Here is a 16354-nt window from a genome sequence, read left to right on the forward strand (position 1 = left end):
ATTTATCAAAGTAATGATAAAAAACTCTATGTGCCCGAAATAACGATATAACCGCTTGTTTAATATATACTTTGCCGTTTTCTCAACTTCCCTACCCTTAGGCCTAATGCTAACTTTCTTCTTTTTTATTTGCAAGTTTTTTTATATAGATCCATATGATAAAACTTTGTCATTTGGTAAAATAAGAACTGTGAACAAAGGTTGTTAGTTTTTACTGATATGAGACCTAAAGATCCAATAATTAATATTTTTTAATACTAAATATTATAAATAAATCACTTATTCATTGGGAGATAATAAAAATGTGTCGATAGAAAATAGAGAGAAGCTAAAATGAAATTAGCTATTAAAAATAATAGCAACTAAACCTAATTACCTTTTCTGAATTTAAAAATTTATTCACCAAAAACATCTACATTTGGCATTTTAGATAACTCACTAGTGGATCTACTTTTTTTCTCTACCCTCCAATCCCACTTCTTTTATAATTTCTAATGCTATTTTTATAGCATTCAGTTAATATAGAAAGAAGAAAAAATAATTATATGTGTAAAGATAATTTATGTTATAAATTAGTTATAGAAAGCACCTAAAATTATTCTTACAAACTTATATTTTAGTATTTTATTCTTATATTTTTCAATAGATCTCATGTTACGAACAATTTGTTTAGAAACTCTATCTGTTTTACTAACCACTTTTATTTGCTGCTTTATCTCAAGTAATTGATTGTTAGCATCATTAAGCATATCGTTTGCATAACAGATAGCTCTTTGCTTATTGCTATATTACCATTATTTTTTAGCTCTCTTTTTAAATTATTATAACACTTTTGGATATCTTCTTTTATATCTTCAATGATTGACAATTTAATACCAAGCTCCATAGAATTTTAGATTATTAATTAATTATTTCTTACTATAATGGCATCTATTTTATTATATTCAACATGCATACCTATAAATCTAATATAAATATTTTATACTTACTATCAATCTATATTTATTACCTTTAATTTTATATCATTAGATTTTTCTCAAATACTAGCTTTTACAATTTCAAACCAAGCTTTTAAAGATTACTTGCATCTGAGTATTTAATCCAAAATAATTTTAAAGTGCTAAAAGCAACAATTCACAACATTCTAATACTAAATTTTATAATAATTATTATCTAATACCAATATGGGAATAATTGTTTTAGTGCTCTTGAAGTTATACAAAAAGCCATGGTTTTTTGTATAGGAATTTGATTACTGACAATGCCTTCTTTTCAATAAAATTTTACTTCCCATTAGAGATTTTGTTTATTTAGATCAATAGCATCCTCTATATAATAATCAGCAGGAACAGAAATTTTGTTGATATATTTGAAGTTACTAAAAGTATTTTATAAAATAACTATCTACTAAAATTTTTATATCTAATATTTCTATATGCTATAATTTTTATATAGTTATAAAGCATAATTATGTTATTGAACTTCTAATAGTACTAACATCCTCAATGATTTGATTATCCTTTTTCATCAATTCTTCAAGTTTATTAATATAATATAAAATAGTTGAATGATCTCTGTCTCCTATTTTATTACCTATTACTTTAAGACTATTTGTTGTTAACTCCTTACTTAGATAAGCTATTATTTGTCTACCTATCACCAACTTTCTATTTCTTTTTTTGGAGATTATATCTGTCAGCGCTATTCTATAGTATTTTGCAACAGCATTCATTATACCAGTTTGACTTATTTTTTTATTACTACTTCTTATATAGTTTTGAATATATTTACATATATTTTCAGTTGTTGAATTCTTTTGAGATACACTTAAATAAATCTTGAGATTATTTATTCCTGCTTCTAATTCTCTAATACTTGTTGTAACTTTTTCTGCTATTAATTTCAGTATATTTTCTTCAAACTTAATATCATTTCTTTCATTATGATGATTTAATATTTTTAAACGTAATTCATAATCACAGGGGTCTATATAAATTGTATTACTTGATCTAAGTATTGATTTTGTTTTCTCATCGTTAAGTTCCAACATATGACAAGGTACACTTGATGCTATAACTACTTTTTTCCCTGATTCAATAAAAGAATTCAATATATAAGCAAATTCCTTTTGTGTACTTTCTTTACCACATATAAATTATAAGTCATCTATTAAAAATATATCCAATTCATTTATTTTACTCCTTAATTCAAACAAACTATTTGATTTAACTGCACTTACAAAATTATACATAAATCTTTCTGCACTTAAATATCCAGCTCTACATTTACAAACACTGCTATTCTTATCATCATTCCTTTTGATACTAGTATTGCTTATTTCATTAACAATAGATTGTAATAAATGTGTCTTTCCCATTCCTACATGTGAATGGATATAAAATACATTACTATGACTATAATTTATATTACCATCAGCAATATTTTTAGAGACTTTATATGCAACTTGATTAGATTCCCCTATCACATAGTTTGCAAATGTATGTTTTGAATTCGCCTTAGTAAATATATTATTTGTGTTAATTCCTAGCTTTTCATTTTTATAGAAAGATGTTTCATTTGCTTTAATAAGTTGATTGTTATCATTATCTACTCTAATACTATTCTCCACAGAAATAGATAACATTTTAATATTTCTATCAATACTGACAGCAGTTTTTTTCATAAGAAAAAAATAATTCCTAACTAATGTTTCTCTATCAAAATTATCTTTTACTGAGAAATATAAAATATTGGTTTTTATCTCTAAAAACTTTGCATTTTCTAATATATTTCTTAATTCTATATTTTGATTATCAGATAGTTTTAATTTATCTAAAATATTTAGCCATATACTTTTAGATGAATATTCTAATTCTTTTTTTATTGTAAATTTATCTTGATTAATTGTATTTGAATTTAATACTGAAGATAACTGCATATACTTTATTTATTAAAAATAGACAATAACTAATCACTAACTGCAAAGCCCTATATTGCAGCTTTAAAACGAATCTATAATGTTTGTATTTGAATTACTATATTAGGATTATTTTCTATACAGTAAAGTAAAATAATTGAATATTTTGTTAATATATTTCTTGACTCTTTTTAACTCCAGAACTTCTCATAAAAATATTTTGAAGAATTAATTTATAAATATAAATTATAGATTTTAATTTACTTTTTAATTCTTAAGCATGGGTATAGTAGAAGATATATTATCTTGATTTATCATATTCTTTACTACTCCAATAGAGTTAATTAACTTTTCTGCAAATGGTACTTTTCTTTCATACTTAATTAAATATACATTTTTGTTTTCTTGATATAAAGAAGTTAAATAATTAGTACTAGTCATTGTAGCATAAACTAACCCTAATTCTTTAGCTTGAGTACCTAACCAAAACTCTCCTGTTGATATCTTCTCTATATCAATATTTGGACGTTGTTTTTTTATTAATGACTTGAATACTCTATGTATTTGATTTAATTCTTCTTTTACTTTCTGACGTCCTTCTTCTGTATTTTTACCTAATATACTTATCGTCTTTTTGTATTTTCCTGAAGTAATTTGTTCATATTTCACCCCCCTTTTTTCTAATAACTCATTAAAATTAGGACTTTCAACTAATACCCCAATAGATCCTATTATTGCAAAAGGTGCCGCAATTATTTTATCAGCTATTACTGCCATCATATAACCACCACTTGCTGCAACTTTGTCAACTAATACAGTTAAATACAACCCTTTTGCAGTTAATCTTTCAAGTTCAGATGCTGCTAATCCATATCCATTAACAGTACCACCTGGTGACTCTAACATTAAAACTACATTATCTTTATGATCTGCTATAGATAAAATAGCAGTTATTTCCTTTTTTAATGAATCTACTGCTTTTGCTTGTATATCTCCATCAAATTTAATCACAAAGGTTCTACCTTTTTTTTCTATTTCACTATTCTTAATATCAGTAGTTAGCTTTTCTGCTTCAGTTTTAGTGTATATATTATTTATCATTTCATTTTTGATATCGTAATATTGATTTCTTAAATCCTTAATTATTAAAGAGCCAATATCTTTGTTTTTACTTTTATCTCCAAAGCTTGCAAAAATTAAACTAACACCAAAAAACAATAAAATAATTGTTGCAGATTTAAGAATGAATAATAAGTAATCTCTAATAAATTTAGCCATCCAATATTTTCTATGTTACTTTCCTGTTTCTTTATTTTTCCTATGTGAACCATCACATAAAGGTGGTAAATCTGTTTCTTTACATGTACAAAATGATATAAACCTATCTGAAATAGCAGTATATTCTATTGGCTTTCTTCCTTGTTCGTCATCTTTATGGCTGCCATCACAAAATGGCTGCTTACTGCTTAAACCGCAACTACACCAATAATATGTTTTACCTGCATCTACTGCTACTCTTATTGCTGGACTCTTCATCTTTTTAACCCCAATTTTGATTTCACATTATTTATAAAATTACCTATGTTATCTTGAGTAATAATTGCCTTTCTTACTTTCCTATCATTATTTGTCTTTGAATAAGTACTTCCTTGTTGATCTTTACTAATACTTTTATTTTTAACTTTAGCGCTATTATTTTTTTCCTCTTGCTTCTTAGCTAATTTTTCATACCTTTGTTTTTTTAATTCTCGTTTCTTCCTTGTCTCTTCTCTTAACTTAACAAGACCTTCTATTTGCTCTTTTGTAACAACTCCTGCTTCATTACCCTCTAAATCATATCTCTTTGCGTTTTCTACATGAAGTTCTTTATATTTACTACTAGTACAATATACTTTTAGAAATTTAGCTAATTGTGATTTGGTTATTTTTAAATTTCCATCTGCTATTATCTCTTTTCTTATTCCTGTTTTCAGTAATTTAACTTACTGCTTATTAAATAACTTTGGATATTTACTAGATAGCTTATTATAAACTTCTTCATACCTCTCAGGTGATATTATATTACTCTTTTTATTTTCTATTTTTGTTTTATTATTGTTAGTTTCTAATTCTTCCGTATTTTTTATTTCTTTAGTCATTGCTATATCTAATATCAATTTTTATTTTTTGAGTTTATTTTTATGATCATTCCCCAGAACTATCCTGATCTATTCTTTTGCTAAGTCCCTTATAAAGCTTGGTTTCCTCTTCTACCATTTTCCTTAAATATTCCTTTACTTCTTCTATATGAGTTAATCTAGCATTGAACTCTATGTTCATTAACATGATAAATGCCTATTTCTTACTTTCAGCTTTTGATTTTAACTCGCTACCTACTGCAAACCTTACTACTCTTTTTGCAGGTACATGCACTATTTCTCCCTTCGGTGTTTTTACATCCCTCGCTTTGCTTACAGTCACTTTAAATGTTCCAAAGCCTATAAATCTTAATTCATCTGTCTCTTGTATTGCTTCTCCTATTGTTTCAAATACTGACTTAAGCCACTTATCTGCTTCTGTTATTGTACTTCCTTTTTTCTTTGATAACTTTGCTAAAAATTCTTGCTTATTCATTCATTGCTCCTTTTTTATATTACCTTATTTATTATTGTTTAAAACTTTATTGTTAAAATATTTAACCCTGCTTCTTTTAATGCCGATATATGTATAAATACATCTTTTTTTAAATCCTCTGATGATATAAATCCATATCCTTTTTCAGCATTAAACCATGTATGTTTCATTTTCTTTATAACTATGTTGATTCATTATCTGTTTCATCTTCTTCGTTATGATCCTCTACATCTACATCTTCGTCTCCTTCATCATCAATAATCTGACTAGACCTTTTAGCTTGTTTATTACTGTTATGCTTCTCACATGCATTTGATACTAAGCTTACGAACATTGCCATTATTAATAATGCTGTAAATATTGTTGTTATACTTTTTTGTTTCATAATTTAAATTAATATAATTAATTATTAATCTCTTATACCATTAACTCTTGGAAAAAAGCCAGTAATTATTAGGCACTATACTATAAAAACTCTGAATTATTTACTTTTATTACTGTTTTTATGAGTTGTAATATAATAAAATATTACTATTAATACTATCAAACCAAAAACTACTAACTCATTCTTACCCATATACATATCAGGTATAATAGATTGGGTAGTATACTCAAATGCTTTGTTTATCATATCAAGGGTATTGTTTTTTAATAATTCTATAAATTCTACTTTATCCATAATATCATTAAAATTATAGGAACGTGCATGAAATAAAATAGACATCTTTTAATTTTTATTAATATTCTTCTTAAAGGAATTGAGTTTTCCTTAACAAATACAGGGGATTACAAAAATATTATCAAAAGCTAAGTTATTTTGCTTTTGATAAATTTTGTAAAAATAAATCACTTTTAAATATGATGTATAAAATAATTATTATGGATTAAGAATTTTTCTTAGAACGTTAAAAATTATGTATGCAATCTATGAATTCGTTATTAATATTTAACATTTCATTAACCTCACATTCTATATTTTTACCATCAGTAAATTGAGCAAACACTTCTACCGCATCCTTTGTTCCTAACCAATGTCGAGCATTTATTATAGCTAACCCATCTTCAGCACCACCATAATATTGTAATTCTTGATTCATATCTTTGTTATGGTGCACCATATCATAATCAATGATATGTGGTGTTAATTCTTTATAAATACTAAAAGCAAAAATATCTCCTTTAAGCATTTTTGATATAATCATAGGAATGGTTTTATCTTTATTATCTAATAAATGCTGTTTCCATTCCTGAAATTCATTCAATTCATTTATATTGATAGTAGATAAAAGTGCCAATGGAGATTCTTGGTAAGCTTTTATTACTTCAGCATATTTAGATTGAAATTCTTTCATTTCTTGTAGTTTTAATGCTTTTGCTGCTAATACCGCTATTTTGTTCGCAGCTCCTTTTTCATTTGTCATAAATACCTCCTATAATTCACCATGACCTTGATCTTTAGTTATTAATACTGCATATGCAATATTATCACCATATAAAGAATATTCTCCTCTAAGATCATCAAGTTCATGCGATATTAAAATTGATTGTCCTAATTTAAAAGTCCATCTATTTATCATTTCAGTTTCTAATAAAGTTTCTACATACCTTGCGCCATGAAGAAATTTATTGTTATTATCAAAATAAAAAGCGACTGTATTGTTATCCAATTTTACATTGTTATCAGATAGTGAATTAAGATCATCTACTATATGTAATATATTAGAAGATGACTTTGCATATAACTTAGCTTTATCATCTAAAAATGAATTAATTACTTCAGTTATAGATAATCCTCCTTTAGCATATGCGGTTATATCGGAAGGATTAACCCACTTTGTTACTCCTATTGCCCATCCTATGCAATTATATGTAGCATAGTATTGAACATCAATAATACATTCAAATTTCTCATTATTACATATATTCTTTATCGTTTTAGGATTATAATGGCTAAGTTGTGATATATAATCTCCTGTGCCCTTATTATACAAATGGATTAAAGGGTCTTGTCCTATGCAATGATATTGTTCGCATAAAAAAGTTAGCATCATTTGTATATTTACCACCTTTGGTTAAAAACTTTATATCATCTGTATTGGCTTGTGGGAAATATAAATAATTAGTATTTGGATTAATTGTAGTAAAAATACTTTTTTCTTTATCAGTTAGGTACCTGTTAAAATCTGTATTTTTAAAAAACTAATAAATGATCGATAAAAAATTATACATACGTATTGTAACTTATAAAACGTTAATATGCAATAAGTGATTCATTTATGTATCTCTTTAGGGTTATGCTTCTCCTGTAATTAGAATGTGTTAAATAGGTGTACTTTAGGGCATATAGAATAATTTAATTCTGGTATAACTTTATCGTATTTTATATTAATATTATCCAAAAGCTTTTTAGCTGTTTCAATCCCTATATGTTAGAATGTATCATTATATTAGCTGTTACTCTAAGTCCTGTTTTAGTTTTTGTGTTTTCAATAAGTTTTCGAACTTGATCATGTGTTCTTAAAATTACTCCATCCATAACACGTGCAATATGAGGAAAAACTTTATGCTCAATTGGATTCCATTTTGAACTATATGGAGGGTAATGAAAAATAGTTAATCTTTAACTTTATATCTGTACTAAGTTTTTGTAATTCCACTTTAAATACATATATCCTCCAAGAATTAGCACCACCTGCATCGCAAAAAATTAATAATTCTCAGCATTAGGATAATCTTTTTTGCCTTGTTTTTCCCACCAAATCCTTAGTGAATCATATAGAAACTTTGCTGTTTCATGAGTAGTTCCAGTGTTAACATAGGCCTTATTTTGTTTTATATCATAAATCCCATGTGGTATTACTGTCCCGTCTGTAACTGTAATGATATCAGTAGTATGGTCGTATACTTCAAGAGCTTTGGTACAATATACTTTCCCATTTCTATAAATTTGTCCTAATAGCTCTTTTTTCTTAGTATCAATACTAATTATGGGATTATCTGATTTTTAAATTTATTTAATTTTTTGGTTGTTATTTTAAATTGAATTTCTCGATCAATAAAATAACCACAAGCTAACTTTCCTTGCATTTTTCTTTTTACAAAATGATGCTTTTTAAACAATTTTGTAACTATATTACGGCTAATCTTTACCCCTTCTTTTTCCATTAACTCAACTATTTCCAGCTTTGTGATCTTAAGCCATCTGATATTTGAATTTATAGGGTCTCCTGCAATATGTTTATCAATTACATTTTAAAAAAGCTTCTTCTATTATGTGTTTATTTTCTTCTAAACAATTTTTTCTACCAGCACCTTTATTCCTAGAACGACTCGAAGACAAAAGATTGTTTTCTTTGAGCTCATCTATAGCTTTGTAAATAGTTTCCTAGTACATGACAATAGACTAGATATATATTTGATGCCACCATATCCAAGTTTTATTGCTTCAATAACTGCATAATGTCGTTTATCTTTTTCTTGCAAATTATTATAAAACGCAACCATTTGATCTTCTATTTTTTTGTTATATTTTTGCATAAACTTCATATTTATTCAATAAAAACACTTATCTTAAAAGATATCATAAAAAATCAAAGTTTAAAGATGTATATTTTATTTCATGCACGTTCCTATAGTCATACCATATTTCCAGTAAATAAGTTAGTCTTTTCAAAATTAATTCCAAGCTTTCCTTTTTTTGTATTCTTCAAAATATACTTCCTAGACTTTCTTTTATTTTGCAATTTTTCAATCTTATTTTGAGCATCCTCATATGAATCGCAAATTTCAATTTTCATATTTCCTAATTTATTAAATTTACCACCATAATATTTTATTATACTCCACTCATGAAATAAGTTTTGTTGGAGTATTATTACATAATATCTATTCTCTGATTCAAATTTATATCTTTTCCATTTGATTGATTCTATTGCTGGTAATTGATTCTTTATATTCATGATGTGTAATCATTTTAATTTACTTATTACCCTAGCTACTAATACTTAATACCTTTTGCCTTATCTCTATATATATTTTTCTTATCCTTTCTTTCTCTTTTTTTAATAATTTTATTTTATATACATTAGCGTTACTCTTCTTAGCTTTAGAATATAAAATAATCTCTCTATCTATTTTTTGATATTTCTTAAGTAAATCATTTGCATTTTTCTTTAATATATTAACATTTGTACTTTCTAAAACTTTTGTTAATTTATAATCACTTTTATCACTACCATATCCAATTGCATCTTTGCCAAACCTTTTATTAATTTTATCAATAGTTAAAAATAATTCTGGATTAAATAAATCTTTTTGATTTATTTTGTTATTGTTTTTTATATTTCCTGAACTCATTTTCATTTTTTTATCATTTTTATTTTTAAAAATTATATAAATTTTAATTAATAATTATTAATTAAGATTAAATATTCTACGCTCTCTTTTTTTAGTTAAATATTTATCTAATAAATCTTGTAATTCATTCAACTTATTTTCTTTCTTATATTTATTTAAAAAATAATCTCCTATTATCATTTTCTTTTTTACTTCTACTTCTTTCTCTTTTTTATCTTCTTTATTTTTTAATTCTAATATCTTTTTTGCTATTTCTTTTTTCTTTTTTTCTAAAGAATTTATTTTTCTTGATATTGCTTTTTTATTCATTATTTAAATAATAAATTGTTTATGTTGATTCTATTATTTTAATACTAAATATTCAACTTAAATAGTAATAAAAAAATTATTTTTATTTATAAAGTTTCTAAAAAATAGCATATATTTTCCCTCACACTTAATGCTTATTATTAAATAACTCATACTTCATAAATTACACTTGGTAATTCATCAAATAACTTTTATTAATATCAATAATATTTCTAACTATAAATTGAGTTGAGATTTTAATACTCGCTCTTTACTTTCTATTAAATCTTTAATTCTTAATTTCTCTTTTTTGAATAGTGATAATTTTATCCCCGTAAGCTCATCTATTATATTATTTTTGATATCTATTTCTAATTCTTTAATTTTAGATTTTAAATTAGTATGTTTATCTCTAAGATGAAATATTTCTCCCTCTAACTTTTGCTTCGCATTTTTAGTCATTATTTTCTAATTACTCATTAAATATTATACTAATCACAATATCTTCAATTGCAAAGTATTTTATAATTACCAATAATTTATTAAGTTATATATTTAATCACTAAACATTAGAAAACCTAGGTTTTCTTATTTTTCCTAGTAATTAATAACTTTACTTAATAGCAATACAGTAAATATATTTATATATACACCATTATTTATACGGTTCAAGCCTCTTTGCAGCCAATTATTAAGACCAAGCAGTTGGTTTTAATCAATAGACTTCCATTCCAAATAGCTTAAGTGCAGAAGTTTGATAACTATGATATAACTTTTCATCTCTCTTTTGCTTTCTATTTGCAAAATCTTCTGAAAATTGTGGATCATATAACCTCGCTTTCTTCTTAATTTTCACATGACGTCTAATTGGAGTAAACCTCATTTTCTTAAGAGTATTCTCAATTTTCTGCCCTTTACTATTTGTATGTGCGCCGAAGAATACCCAATTTGACAAACCCTTTCTGCAAAAATATTTCTTTGCTATCCAATATTTGTTTTTATTATTTTGCCTTCTTCTTGCCTATTTCGCTATACACCTGTATATGCAATCATCCACATACCCAAATATCCTATTGCTTACCACATATTTATAATAGTTAGCCCACCTAGATATTTTAGGATTTAGCTCTCCTATTAATTGATATGCTTCAACCGTTTTTCTACTTTTTATCAAATTTCTAATTATGTTTAAAAACCTCTTTATTGAGTTCTTTGAATGTTTAACCAGCAATTTAGCTCATTTCAATATTCTATCTTCAATTTCAATGTTTAAATGCTTTATTTGATTTTTCCTGATTTCATTTTGTAGATTGTGATAATGTATTTTCATGATATGGTATCTTCTGTTTTTATCTGCTTGCTCTATTTGCTTTTTACATGATTCTATCATTAATCTGCAATCCTTTATTTCTTTAGCCCTAATCTTAGCTTACTGCTATTGGTAGATTTTATATTAGCTACGTCGTTATCTTGAGTAACATCTGGCTTTACTACTTTTGTATCAGTATTTGTTTTTGAATGAGAACTGCTTTTTTGATTTTTACTAGTGCTATTTCTTTCATCCTTAGCATTATTATTTTGCTCCTTTTGTTTTTTAGCCCATTCTATCTTTTTTTGTTTTTTCAATCCCCATTTTTTCTTTGCTTCTTCTCTAACTTTAATAAGACCTTCTATATGCTCTTTTGTTACAACTCCTGATTCATTACCCTCTAAGTCATATCTTTTTGCATTTTCTATATGAAGCTTCTTATATTCGCGACCAGTACAATATACTTTTAGAAATTTAGATAATTGTGATTTTGTTATTGTTAAACCACCTACACCAATTATATCTTGTCTTATTCCAACTTTAAGTAACTTTACTTCTTCTTTATTAAATAATTTTGGATATTTAGCTGAAAGTTCATTCAAAACTTCTTCATATTTTTGTGTAGATATTATATTGTCTTTTTGTTTGTTAGCCTTTATTTTATTATTATCTACTTCTGGCTTTTTACCAACTTTTAATTCTTGAGTCATTACTATTTCAACTTATTTTTTATTTTGTCATATAGTTCTTGATTAGATTTATCTTCGGCAATTCTCTTCCCAAGGTCTTTATAGTGCTTAGTATCTTCTTCTATTTGCTTGCTTAGGTTTTTACGTTGTTCTTCTGTTAACTCTATCTCCCATGGCCTAGGATATTTTTTAGGCACAAACTTCTTTTTTTCTTTAGAATTAACTTTATGATCTTGCTCTTTATTATCTATCATCATAACCACATAATTTATATATTTTTTCTCTGTAACCTCTTATAGATCTCATGCTGCGCTCAATTTGATTGGCAACCCTATCATTTTTTGGAGCTTTTTGTATTAAACTTTTTACTCCATAATAATGCTGATCAGCATGAGCTGTCATCTCTTTTATATATTTGACCGCTCCTTGTTTTAAACCCAATGAAAGATTACCCTCTTGTTTCATTCTAGATTTTAAATTAACATACCTCTTTTTAAAAGCATCTTTTATCTCTTCTATATAAGATGCTTTTGACCATAACTCCATAGCTTATAATCTTTTAAATTACTATTTCTTTGCCTTGCTTACTTTTTTAGGCTTTGTAGTTGACTTTTTTGCTGCAGCTTTTTTACTATCATCAGCTTCAGAATCAATCTTTGTTAATGCTTTTTCTTTTAATTCGCTACCTACTGAAAAACTCACTACTCTCTTTTCAGGAACATGTACTGTTTCCCCTCTAGGAGTCTTTACATCCGATGCTTTTCTAATCTTTGATTTAAATGATCCAAATCCCACAAATCTTAATTCATCTGTTTTTTGTACTGCATCTCCTATAGTATCAGTAACAGCTTTAAACCATTTGTTAGCTTCGGATGCTGAGCTACCAACTTTTGCAGCAAGTAGTTTTATAAAATCTTCTTTATTCATGTTTTTATTTATTAAATAATTAAATATTAATTTATACCATGTTCCCAACAATTAAGCCAATCTTTTCAAAGTTTAAACCCAATATTTGTGTATTTGTATTTTTTAAAATATATTTTCTTGATCTTCTTATCTTCTTTATTTTCTCTATTTTGTTTTGCCCGTCTTCGTAGGAAAAACATGATTCTATAGACATGTTGCCAGTTTTATCACTTTTAGCCGTTGATATTTTTATTATATTCCACTCATGAAACAAATCTTGTTGAAGAATAACAGAATAATACATATCTTTTGATTCAAAATTATATCTACGCCATTTTTCAGGTCGTATATCTGGTAATAATTTGTTTTTAACCATGGTATGATTTTAAATTTAAATAATCTTTCTATTTATTACACTATTCGATATTTATCCTACTTATTATTTCTCTTAGCTCACTTCTAGCTGCTACTGTCGATAAATTCATTTTTACTTTTGGACTTATCCCTACATCACTTAATGTTAGCCCATCTAAAAATAACTCTTTAAATATGACTCTATCTCCAAAGCCTGTTATTACCTCAAATCCATACTTTTTTGATAATTTGTTCACAGCTTTTGATATTTTATTCATATTTATTGTGCTTATACTGGATATTCTATTTCTGAGTACATACCATTTTATTTCTTTTTTATGCTTTATAGCTTTTTGTTTTTTACAATCAAATATCATATTGCTATAAACACCTGCTTTTGAATTTGTTAGATCATCACTATCTACTTGGCCTAATAAATCTACATCTATAAAACTATCATTGATTGGCGTTACTATTATATCTGCTTGCTCATGCAGTACCTTGCTTAACTTAGTATAATTGCCTGGTGTATCTACTATTATAAAATCAAATTCTTTTTTCTTTTCTTCTATTATTTTTTCTAATTTTTCTCCCTCTCCTTCTATAATAAACTCTTCTTTTATATCAAGTATATATGGCAATTCTAGTTTTAACTTATCTTTTTCTATTGCTTGCTTTCTATTTTCTAAATATCTTGTACATGATTTTTGACGTATATCGGCATCTATGATTAACACTCTTTTTGATTTCTTAAGCAAAACTGTCGCTATATGGAATGCTACTGTTGTTTTTCCAGAGCCACCTTTTTCATTACCAAATACTATTACTTTCCCCATTTATTCTTCTGGAATTTATTAATCATATATTCTTAATTCTACTACTAGCAAATTTATAACAAGCTTTTATTCTATTTTTCCAGGCTTTAATTAATTCATCGTGAATTGCTCAGAATATTTTGTTTCCTTATTTTTATCTGCAATTATTTTCATATTTTTTGCAAATTCTTCAATTAACTGATTGGGATTTCCATTACTCACTCCAATTAATGTGTTTGTAATTACCGTACATAATGAATGAAGTAAGGTAACTTCATTTTTTAAAGCAATTGGCATATCCTCAAAACTTTTGTGTATAGCTTTATTTATTCTATTACTTAAAAAATTAACTGCACCTGGTAAGTCATTTGGGTTTAATCCAGATGCTGACTCATTTATTGCCGGATCTCCATTTACCATCTTCTCTACTGTTTTTACTCCCTCTCCGTTATTTCCTACTGCTAGATTTATTGAATTTATATATTCATCTCCTAATCCACTTTCTAAAGTTTCTAATTTTTCTTTTATCTGTATTACTAAGCCCATCGTATAGCTCATCATTAAAACCATCTTTTCTTTTGGATTATTATCCTTTGCTTCTATTAATTTATGTAATTCTTTTAGTGTTTTAGCCATTATCTCTGTTACTTCTTGCATTGATACTGCATTTGGTATTACTGCCATATAAATAACCCTCCCTAATTACTTTACTAAGACTAAAAACTCAGTTTTTATAAATAACATTTTAATTTCTCTAATTATTTAATATTCCCTTTTAAAGTTTTTACTTCTTTTTAATTAAATCAAAATAACAAAATATTAAAACAACAAAACCTAATAATATAATTATTAATAAGTCAGCTTTACCTAAAGTAGGTGCAATAGATTTAATTGCATAATCAGATGCTATATTTATGGCATTATCTGTAGTATTTTTAAATGATTCGATAAGCTCTAATCTATTCATAGCACTTTAAATAATTTTCTCCAATCATAGCATATTTACTGCAAATACTCTAATCTTTATAACATAATATTAGAAATCACATCGATAACCACATATGTTATATATTTTGGTTGTATAATTTTTTACTGATCTCATATTACTTATCACTTGTTTGGCTATTATATTAATTTTTCTCCACTCTTCTGCTTGTAATTTAACTTCTAAATAATGTTCATTTGCATAATCATGCATTGCTTTTGCATGTCTTACAGCAGTTTCTTTTGTTGATGATTCAAGTACTGAGTTTTCTTTTAACCCGGTTTTTAAGCTATTATACTGTGTTCTTAAATCTTTCTTTACTTTCTCTATATGGCTTAATCTAGCATTAAACTCTATATTGATTGACATAATCAATAATTTTTTATTTATAATAACGCTTATAATAATATTTTTTATTCTAAAAGCCAGAAAACATATCTTAGTATCACCTCAAAAGTATTAATATTAATTTAAGGGTTTTTTCTATAATAATAGTTTACTGATTGTTAAAAACAAAAAGGCTAAGGCTATCGCCTCGCGCAGTACAAGGGTAAATTCGCTACGCTCACAAAATGCAAAATATTTTAATTTTTTTCTTCTTGCAAGCAAGCTCGCAATTCATAGCAAAAATCAAAAAAATGAAAATTTTTCACATTTTTCCCTTTCCCTTTGCTACCCATGCTTCGCCAGCAGGCAGGAAGCATGACGGGGGTCATACTTCTAGATTAACTAGTAGTAAAAATAATGACTAATCGTTTTATTTTAACAATTTTATTAGAGGTTTTTATGACTTATAAAGTAAACTTAATAAATTCTAGTAATCAATCTCAATTAACTAATACTTTTATTAAATTAGTTCAGTCTGAAATTTATAATCTTGAATTTAGACTTAAACATGAAGTTAATGCTACAGATATAAATAACAAAAAGATTGATTATCTTAAGCATCAGATTATTTCTGAATTTAAGTCTAATATTGATTCTTTAGCCAAACATTATCTTTCTCAAAAATCTAGTTACTCTGTTTGGCAATCTGCCAACGATCAAAATAACAACCAGACTCAACTTAATTTTAACTGATTTTTTAATTTTATGGATTAAGAGGCGGGAATAATGTGAGAA

General features: G+C 26.0%; 32 protein-coding genes and 2 pseudogenes. 1 reads left to right on the plus strand and 33 read right to left on the minus strand.

What is annotated here, in order from left to right:
* Nucleotides 1–572: 572 nt before the first annotated feature.
* The 33 genes and pseudogenes from h2es_RS05965 to h2es_RS06135 all read right to left on the minus strand — a co-directional run bounded on the left by h2es_RS05965 (nt 573) and on the right by h2es_RS06135 (nt 15601).
* Nucleotides 573–749, minus strand: coding sequence for a hypothetical protein (locus h2es_RS05965; protein WP_154512293.1), 177 nt, complete (start codon nt 747–749; stop codon nt 573–575).
* Between the two features lie 719 nt (nt 750–1468).
* On the minus strand, nt 1469–2050 hold the full coding sequence (locus h2es_RS08195) for a helix-turn-helix domain-containing protein (protein WP_462687175.1): 582 nt from the start codon (nt 2048–2050) through the stop codon (nt 1469–1471).
* Nucleotides 2024–2938: pseudogene (locus tag h2es_RS07720) on the minus strand (DnaA ATPase domain-containing protein); the annotation flags it as partial. The pseudogene h2es_RS07720 and the gene h2es_RS08195, both read right to left, overlap by 27 nt.
* 246 nt (nt 2939–3184) lie before the next feature.
* The gene (sohB, locus tag h2es_RS05985; protein WP_154512299.1) at nt 3185–4195 is read right to left on the minus strand and encodes a protease SohB; all 1011 of its coding nucleotides are present in this window, start codon (nt 4193–4195) and stop codon (nt 3185–3187) included.
* Nucleotides 4196–4210: 15 nt separating this feature from the next.
* On the minus strand, nt 4211–4453 hold the full coding sequence (locus h2es_RS05990; protein ID WP_154512301.1) for a CDGSH iron-sulfur domain-containing protein: 243 nt from the start codon (nt 4451–4453) through the stop codon (nt 4211–4213).
* The gene (locus h2es_RS07935) at nt 4450–4890 is read right to left on the minus strand and encodes a ProQ/FINO family protein (RefSeq protein ID WP_154512459.1); all 441 of its coding nucleotides are present in this window, start codon (nt 4888–4890) and stop codon (nt 4450–4452) included. Before h2es_RS07935 ends, h2es_RS05990 begins: the two co-directional genes overlap by 4 nt.
* 9 nt (nt 4891–4899) lie before the next feature.
* The gene (locus tag h2es_RS06000) at nt 4900–5055 is read right to left on the minus strand and encodes a hypothetical protein (protein WP_154512303.1); all 156 of its coding nucleotides are present in this window, start codon (nt 5053–5055) and stop codon (nt 4900–4902) included.
* Between the two features lie 46 nt (nt 5056–5101).
* Nucleotides 5102–5236 (minus strand): hypothetical protein, encoded by a 135-nt coding sequence (locus tag h2es_RS07830; RefSeq protein WP_268258914.1) that lies wholly within the window; start codon nt 5234–5236, stop codon nt 5102–5104.
* Between the two features lie 15 nt (nt 5237–5251).
* Nucleotides 5252–5530, minus strand: coding sequence for an HU family DNA-binding protein (locus tag h2es_RS06005; RefSeq protein WP_154512305.1), 279 nt, complete (start codon nt 5528–5530; stop codon nt 5252–5254).
* Nucleotides 5531–5568: 38 nt separating this feature from the next.
* Entirely contained in the window at nt 5569–5700 is a 132-nt protein-coding gene (locus tag h2es_RS06010; RefSeq protein WP_154512307.1) for a cold shock domain-containing protein, read from the minus strand.
* A gap of 11 nt (nt 5701–5711) precedes the next feature.
* Nucleotides 5712–5915, minus strand: coding sequence for a hypothetical protein (locus h2es_RS06015; RefSeq protein WP_154512309.1), 204 nt, complete (start codon nt 5913–5915; stop codon nt 5712–5714).
* A 96-nt stretch (nt 5916–6011) separates the two neighbouring features.
* On the minus strand, nt 6012–6254 hold the full coding sequence (locus h2es_RS06020; RefSeq protein WP_230204278.1) for a hypothetical protein: 243 nt from the start codon (nt 6252–6254) through the stop codon (nt 6012–6014).
* Nucleotides 6255–6435: 181 nt separating this feature from the next.
* Nucleotides 6436–6951 carry a hypothetical protein gene (locus h2es_RS06025; protein ID WP_154512313.1) on the minus strand — a complete coding sequence of 172 codons (516 nt, stop codon included), beginning with the start codon at nt 6949–6951 and terminating at the stop codon, nt 6436–6438.
* 9 nt (nt 6952–6960) lie between these two features.
* Nucleotides 6961–7581 (minus strand): DUF7689 domain-containing protein, encoded by a 621-nt coding sequence (locus h2es_RS06030; protein ID WP_154512314.1) that lies wholly within the window; start codon nt 7579–7581, stop codon nt 6961–6963.
* A gap of 371 nt (nt 7582–7952) precedes the next feature.
* Nucleotides 7953–8141: an ISAzo13-like element transposase-related protein gene (locus tag h2es_RS07940; RefSeq protein ID WP_369122804.1), complete on the minus strand. Its 189-nt coding sequence runs from the start codon at nt 8139–8141 to the stop codon at nt 7953–7955.
* Nucleotides 8119–8776 (minus strand): annotated as a pseudogene (locus tag h2es_RS07945) (ISAzo13 family transposase). The gene h2es_RS07940 and the pseudogene h2es_RS07945 overlap by 23 nt, the downstream one beginning before the upstream one ends.
* A gap of 117 nt (nt 8777–8893) precedes the next feature.
* Complete coding sequence (locus h2es_RS06055) at nt 8894–9067, minus strand: hypothetical protein (RefSeq protein ID WP_154512320.1); 174 nt, start codon at nt 9065–9067, stop codon at nt 8894–8896.
* A gap of 98 nt (nt 9068–9165) precedes the next feature.
* Nucleotides 9166–9489, minus strand: coding sequence for a WGR domain-containing protein (locus tag h2es_RS06060; RefSeq protein WP_154512322.1), 324 nt, complete (start codon nt 9487–9489; stop codon nt 9166–9168).
* Nucleotides 9490–9520: 31 nt separating this feature from the next.
* Nucleotides 9521–9892: a DUF4113 domain-containing protein gene (locus h2es_RS06065; RefSeq protein ID WP_154512324.1), complete on the minus strand. Its 372-nt coding sequence runs from the start codon at nt 9890–9892 to the stop codon at nt 9521–9523.
* A 51-nt stretch (nt 9893–9943) separates the two neighbouring features.
* The gene (locus h2es_RS06070; RefSeq protein ID WP_154512326.1) at nt 9944–10195 is read right to left on the minus strand and encodes a hypothetical protein; all 252 of its coding nucleotides are present in this window, start codon (nt 10193–10195) and stop codon (nt 9944–9946) included.
* 216 nt (nt 10196–10411) lie between these two features.
* On the minus strand, nt 10412–10636 hold the full coding sequence (locus h2es_RS06075) for a hypothetical protein (protein ID WP_154512328.1): 225 nt from the start codon (nt 10634–10636) through the stop codon (nt 10412–10414).
* 253 nt (nt 10637–10889) lie between these two features.
* Nucleotides 10890–11129, minus strand: coding sequence for a hypothetical protein (locus h2es_RS06080; RefSeq protein WP_154512330.1), 240 nt, complete (start codon nt 11127–11129; stop codon nt 10890–10892).
* A 66-nt stretch (nt 11130–11195) separates the two neighbouring features.
* Nucleotides 11196–11405 (minus strand): group II intron maturase-specific domain-containing protein, encoded by a 210-nt coding sequence (locus h2es_RS07950; protein WP_154512332.1) that lies wholly within the window; start codon nt 11403–11405, stop codon nt 11196–11198.
* Between the two features lie 6 nt (nt 11406–11411).
* Nucleotides 11412–11564, minus strand: coding sequence for a hypothetical protein (locus h2es_RS07730; RefSeq protein ID WP_154512334.1), 153 nt, complete (start codon nt 11562–11564; stop codon nt 11412–11414).
* 14 nt (nt 11565–11578) lie between these two features.
* Nucleotides 11579–12193, minus strand: a complete 615-nt coding sequence (locus h2es_RS06095) for a ProQ/FINO family protein (RefSeq protein ID WP_154512335.1) — start codon at nt 12191–12193, stop codon at nt 11579–11581.
* Nucleotides 12194–12195: 2 nt separating this feature from the next.
* On the minus strand, nt 12196–12429 hold the full coding sequence (locus h2es_RS06100; RefSeq protein ID WP_154512336.1) for a hypothetical protein: 234 nt from the start codon (nt 12427–12429) through the stop codon (nt 12196–12198).
* Nucleotides 12416–12718, minus strand: coding sequence for a hypothetical protein (locus tag h2es_RS06105; RefSeq protein WP_154512338.1), 303 nt, complete (start codon nt 12716–12718; stop codon nt 12416–12418). Before h2es_RS06105 ends, h2es_RS06100 begins: the two co-directional genes overlap by 14 nt.
* A gap of 21 nt (nt 12719–12739) precedes the next feature.
* Nucleotides 12740–13099, minus strand: a complete 360-nt coding sequence (locus tag h2es_RS06110; protein ID WP_154512340.1) for an HU family DNA-binding protein — start codon at nt 13097–13099, stop codon at nt 12740–12742.
* A gap of 31 nt (nt 13100–13130) precedes the next feature.
* Nucleotides 13131–13454: a hypothetical protein gene (locus h2es_RS06115; protein ID WP_154512342.1), complete on the minus strand. Its 324-nt coding sequence runs from the start codon at nt 13452–13454 to the stop codon at nt 13131–13133.
* 40 nt (nt 13455–13494) lie between these two features.
* Nucleotides 13495–14268 carry a division plane positioning ATPase MipZ gene (locus h2es_RS06120; RefSeq protein WP_154512344.1) on the minus strand — a complete coding sequence of 258 codons (774 nt, stop codon included), beginning with the start codon at nt 14266–14268 and terminating at the stop codon, nt 13495–13497.
* A 90-nt stretch (nt 14269–14358) separates the two neighbouring features.
* The gene (locus h2es_RS06125) at nt 14359–14931 is read right to left on the minus strand and encodes a hypothetical protein (protein ID WP_154512346.1); all 573 of its coding nucleotides are present in this window, start codon (nt 14929–14931) and stop codon (nt 14359–14361) included.
* 100 nt (nt 14932–15031) lie between these two features.
* Nucleotides 15032–15214, minus strand: coding sequence for a hypothetical protein (locus h2es_RS06130; protein ID WP_154512348.1), 183 nt, complete (start codon nt 15212–15214; stop codon nt 15032–15034).
* Nucleotides 15215–15283: 69 nt separating this feature from the next.
* The gene (locus h2es_RS06135) at nt 15284–15601 is read right to left on the minus strand and encodes a hypothetical protein (RefSeq protein ID WP_154512350.1); all 318 of its coding nucleotides are present in this window, start codon (nt 15599–15601) and stop codon (nt 15284–15286) included.
* 417 nt (nt 15602–16018) lie between these two features.
* Here h2es_RS06135 and h2es_RS06140 point away from each other — a divergent pair, with 417 nt between their 5' ends.
* Nucleotides 16019–16312, plus strand: a complete 294-nt coding sequence (locus tag h2es_RS06140; RefSeq protein ID WP_154512352.1) for a hypothetical protein — start codon at nt 16019–16021, stop codon at nt 16310–16312.
* The last annotated feature ends 42 nt before the right edge of the window (nt 16313–16354 follow it).

This window comes from Rickettsiales endosymbiont of Trichoplax sp. H2, assembly GCF_009690945.1.
GTDB lineage: Bacteria > Pseudomonadota > Alphaproteobacteria > Rickettsiales > Midichloriaceae > Aquirickettsia > Aquirickettsia rohweri.

What these genes read in the sequence shown, in the direction of transcription:
- h2es_RS06120 (WP_154512344.1), bottom strand. Translation starts at nt 14,268, where the DNA reads ATGGGGAAAGTAATAGTATTTGGTAATGAAAAAGGTGGCTCTGGAAAA.
- h2es_RS08195 (WP_462687175.1), bottom strand. Translation starts at nt 2,050, where the DNA reads ATGTTGGAACTTAACGATGAGAAAACAAAATCAATACTTAGATCAAGT.
- h2es_RS06030 (WP_154512314.1), bottom strand. Translation starts at nt 7,581, where the DNA reads ATGATGCTAACTTTTTTATGCGAACAATATCATTGCATAGGACAAGAC.
- h2es_RS06055 (WP_154512320.1), bottom strand. Translation starts at nt 9,067, where the DNA reads ATGCAAAAATATAACAAAAAAATAGAAGATCAAATGGTTGCGTTTTAT.
- sohB (WP_154512299.1), bottom strand. Translation starts at nt 4,195, where the DNA reads ATGGCTAAATTTATTAGAGATTACTTATTATTCATTCTTAAATCTGCA.
- h2es_RS05990 (WP_154512301.1), bottom strand. Translation starts at nt 4,453, where the DNA reads ATGAAGAGTCCAGCAATAAGAGTAGCAGTAGATGCAGGTAAAACATAT.
- h2es_RS06010 (WP_154512307.1), bottom strand. Translation starts at nt 5,700, where the DNA reads ATGAAACATACATGGTTTAATGCTGAAAAAGGATATGGATTTATATCA.
- h2es_RS06115 (WP_154512342.1), bottom strand. Translation starts at nt 13,454, where the DNA reads ATGGTTAAAAACAAATTATTACCAGATATACGACCTGAAAAATGGCGT.
- h2es_RS06095 (WP_154512335.1), bottom strand. Translation starts at nt 12,193, where the DNA reads ATGACTCAAGAATTAAAAGTTGGTAAAAAGCCAGAAGTAGATAATAAT.
- h2es_RS06140 (WP_154512352.1), top strand. Translation starts at nt 16,019, where the DNA reads ATGACTTATAAAGTAAACTTAATAAATTCTAGTAATCAATCTCAATTA.
- h2es_RS06070 (WP_154512326.1), bottom strand. Translation starts at nt 10,195, where the DNA reads ATGAATAAAAAAGCAATATCAAGAAAAATAAATTCTTTAGAAAAAAAG.
- h2es_RS06025 (WP_154512313.1), bottom strand. Translation starts at nt 6,951, where the DNA reads ATGACAAATGAAAAAGGAGCTGCGAACAAAATAGCGGTATTAGCAGCA.
- h2es_RS06110 (WP_154512340.1), bottom strand. Translation starts at nt 13,099, where the DNA reads ATGAATAAAGAAGATTTTATAAAACTACTTGCTGCAAAAGTTGGTAGC.
- h2es_RS06060 (WP_154512322.1), bottom strand. Translation starts at nt 9,489, where the DNA reads ATGAATATAAAGAATCAATTACCAGCAATAGAATCAATCAAATGGAAA.
- h2es_RS06100 (WP_154512336.1), bottom strand. Translation starts at nt 12,429, where the DNA reads ATGATGATAGATAATAAAGAGCAAGATCATAAAGTTAATTCTAAAGAA.
- h2es_RS06000 (WP_154512303.1), bottom strand. Translation starts at nt 5,055, where the DNA reads ATGACTAAAGAAATAAAAAATACGGAAGAATTAGAAACTAACAATAAT.
- h2es_RS06105 (WP_154512338.1), bottom strand. Translation starts at nt 12,718, where the DNA reads ATGGAGTTATGGTCAAAAGCATCTTATATAGAAGAGATAAAAGATGCT.
- h2es_RS07730 (WP_154512334.1), bottom strand. Translation starts at nt 11,564, where the DNA reads ATGATAGAATCATGTAAAAAGCAAATAGAGCAAGCAGATAAAAACAGA.
- h2es_RS06135 (WP_154512350.1), bottom strand. Translation starts at nt 15,601, where the DNA reads ATGTCAATCAATATAGAGTTTAATGCTAGATTAAGCCATATAGAGAAA.
- h2es_RS06130 (WP_154512348.1), bottom strand. Translation starts at nt 15,214, where the DNA reads ATGAATAGATTAGAGCTTATCGAATCATTTAAAAATACTACAGATAAT.
- h2es_RS06005 (WP_154512305.1), bottom strand. Translation starts at nt 5,530, where the DNA reads ATGAATAAGCAAGAATTTTTAGCAAAGTTATCAAAGAAAAAAGGAAGT.
- h2es_RS06015 (WP_154512309.1), bottom strand. Translation starts at nt 5,915, where the DNA reads ATGAAACAAAAAAGTATAACAACAATATTTACAGCATTATTAATAATG.
- h2es_RS06125 (WP_154512346.1), bottom strand. Translation starts at nt 14,931, where the DNA reads ATGGCAGTAATACCAAATGCAGTATCAATGCAAGAAGTAACAGAGATA.
- h2es_RS05965 (WP_154512293.1), bottom strand. Translation starts at nt 749, where the DNA reads ATGCTTAATGATGCTAACAATCAATTACTTGAGATAAAGCAGCAAATA.
- h2es_RS06020 (WP_230204278.1), bottom strand. Translation starts at nt 6,254, where the DNA reads ATGTCTATTTTATTTCATGCACGTTCCTATAATTTTAATGATATTATG.
- h2es_RS06075 (WP_154512328.1), bottom strand. Translation starts at nt 10,636, where the DNA reads ATGACTAAAAATGCGAAGCAAAAGTTAGAGGGAGAAATATTTCATCTT.
- h2es_RS07830 (WP_268258914.1), bottom strand. Translation starts at nt 5,236, where the DNA reads ATGAACATAGAGTTCAATGCTAGATTAACTCATATAGAAGAAGTAAAG.
- h2es_RS06065 (WP_154512324.1), bottom strand. Translation starts at nt 9,892, where the DNA reads ATGAAAATGAGTTCAGGAAATATAAAAAACAATAACAAAATAAATCAA.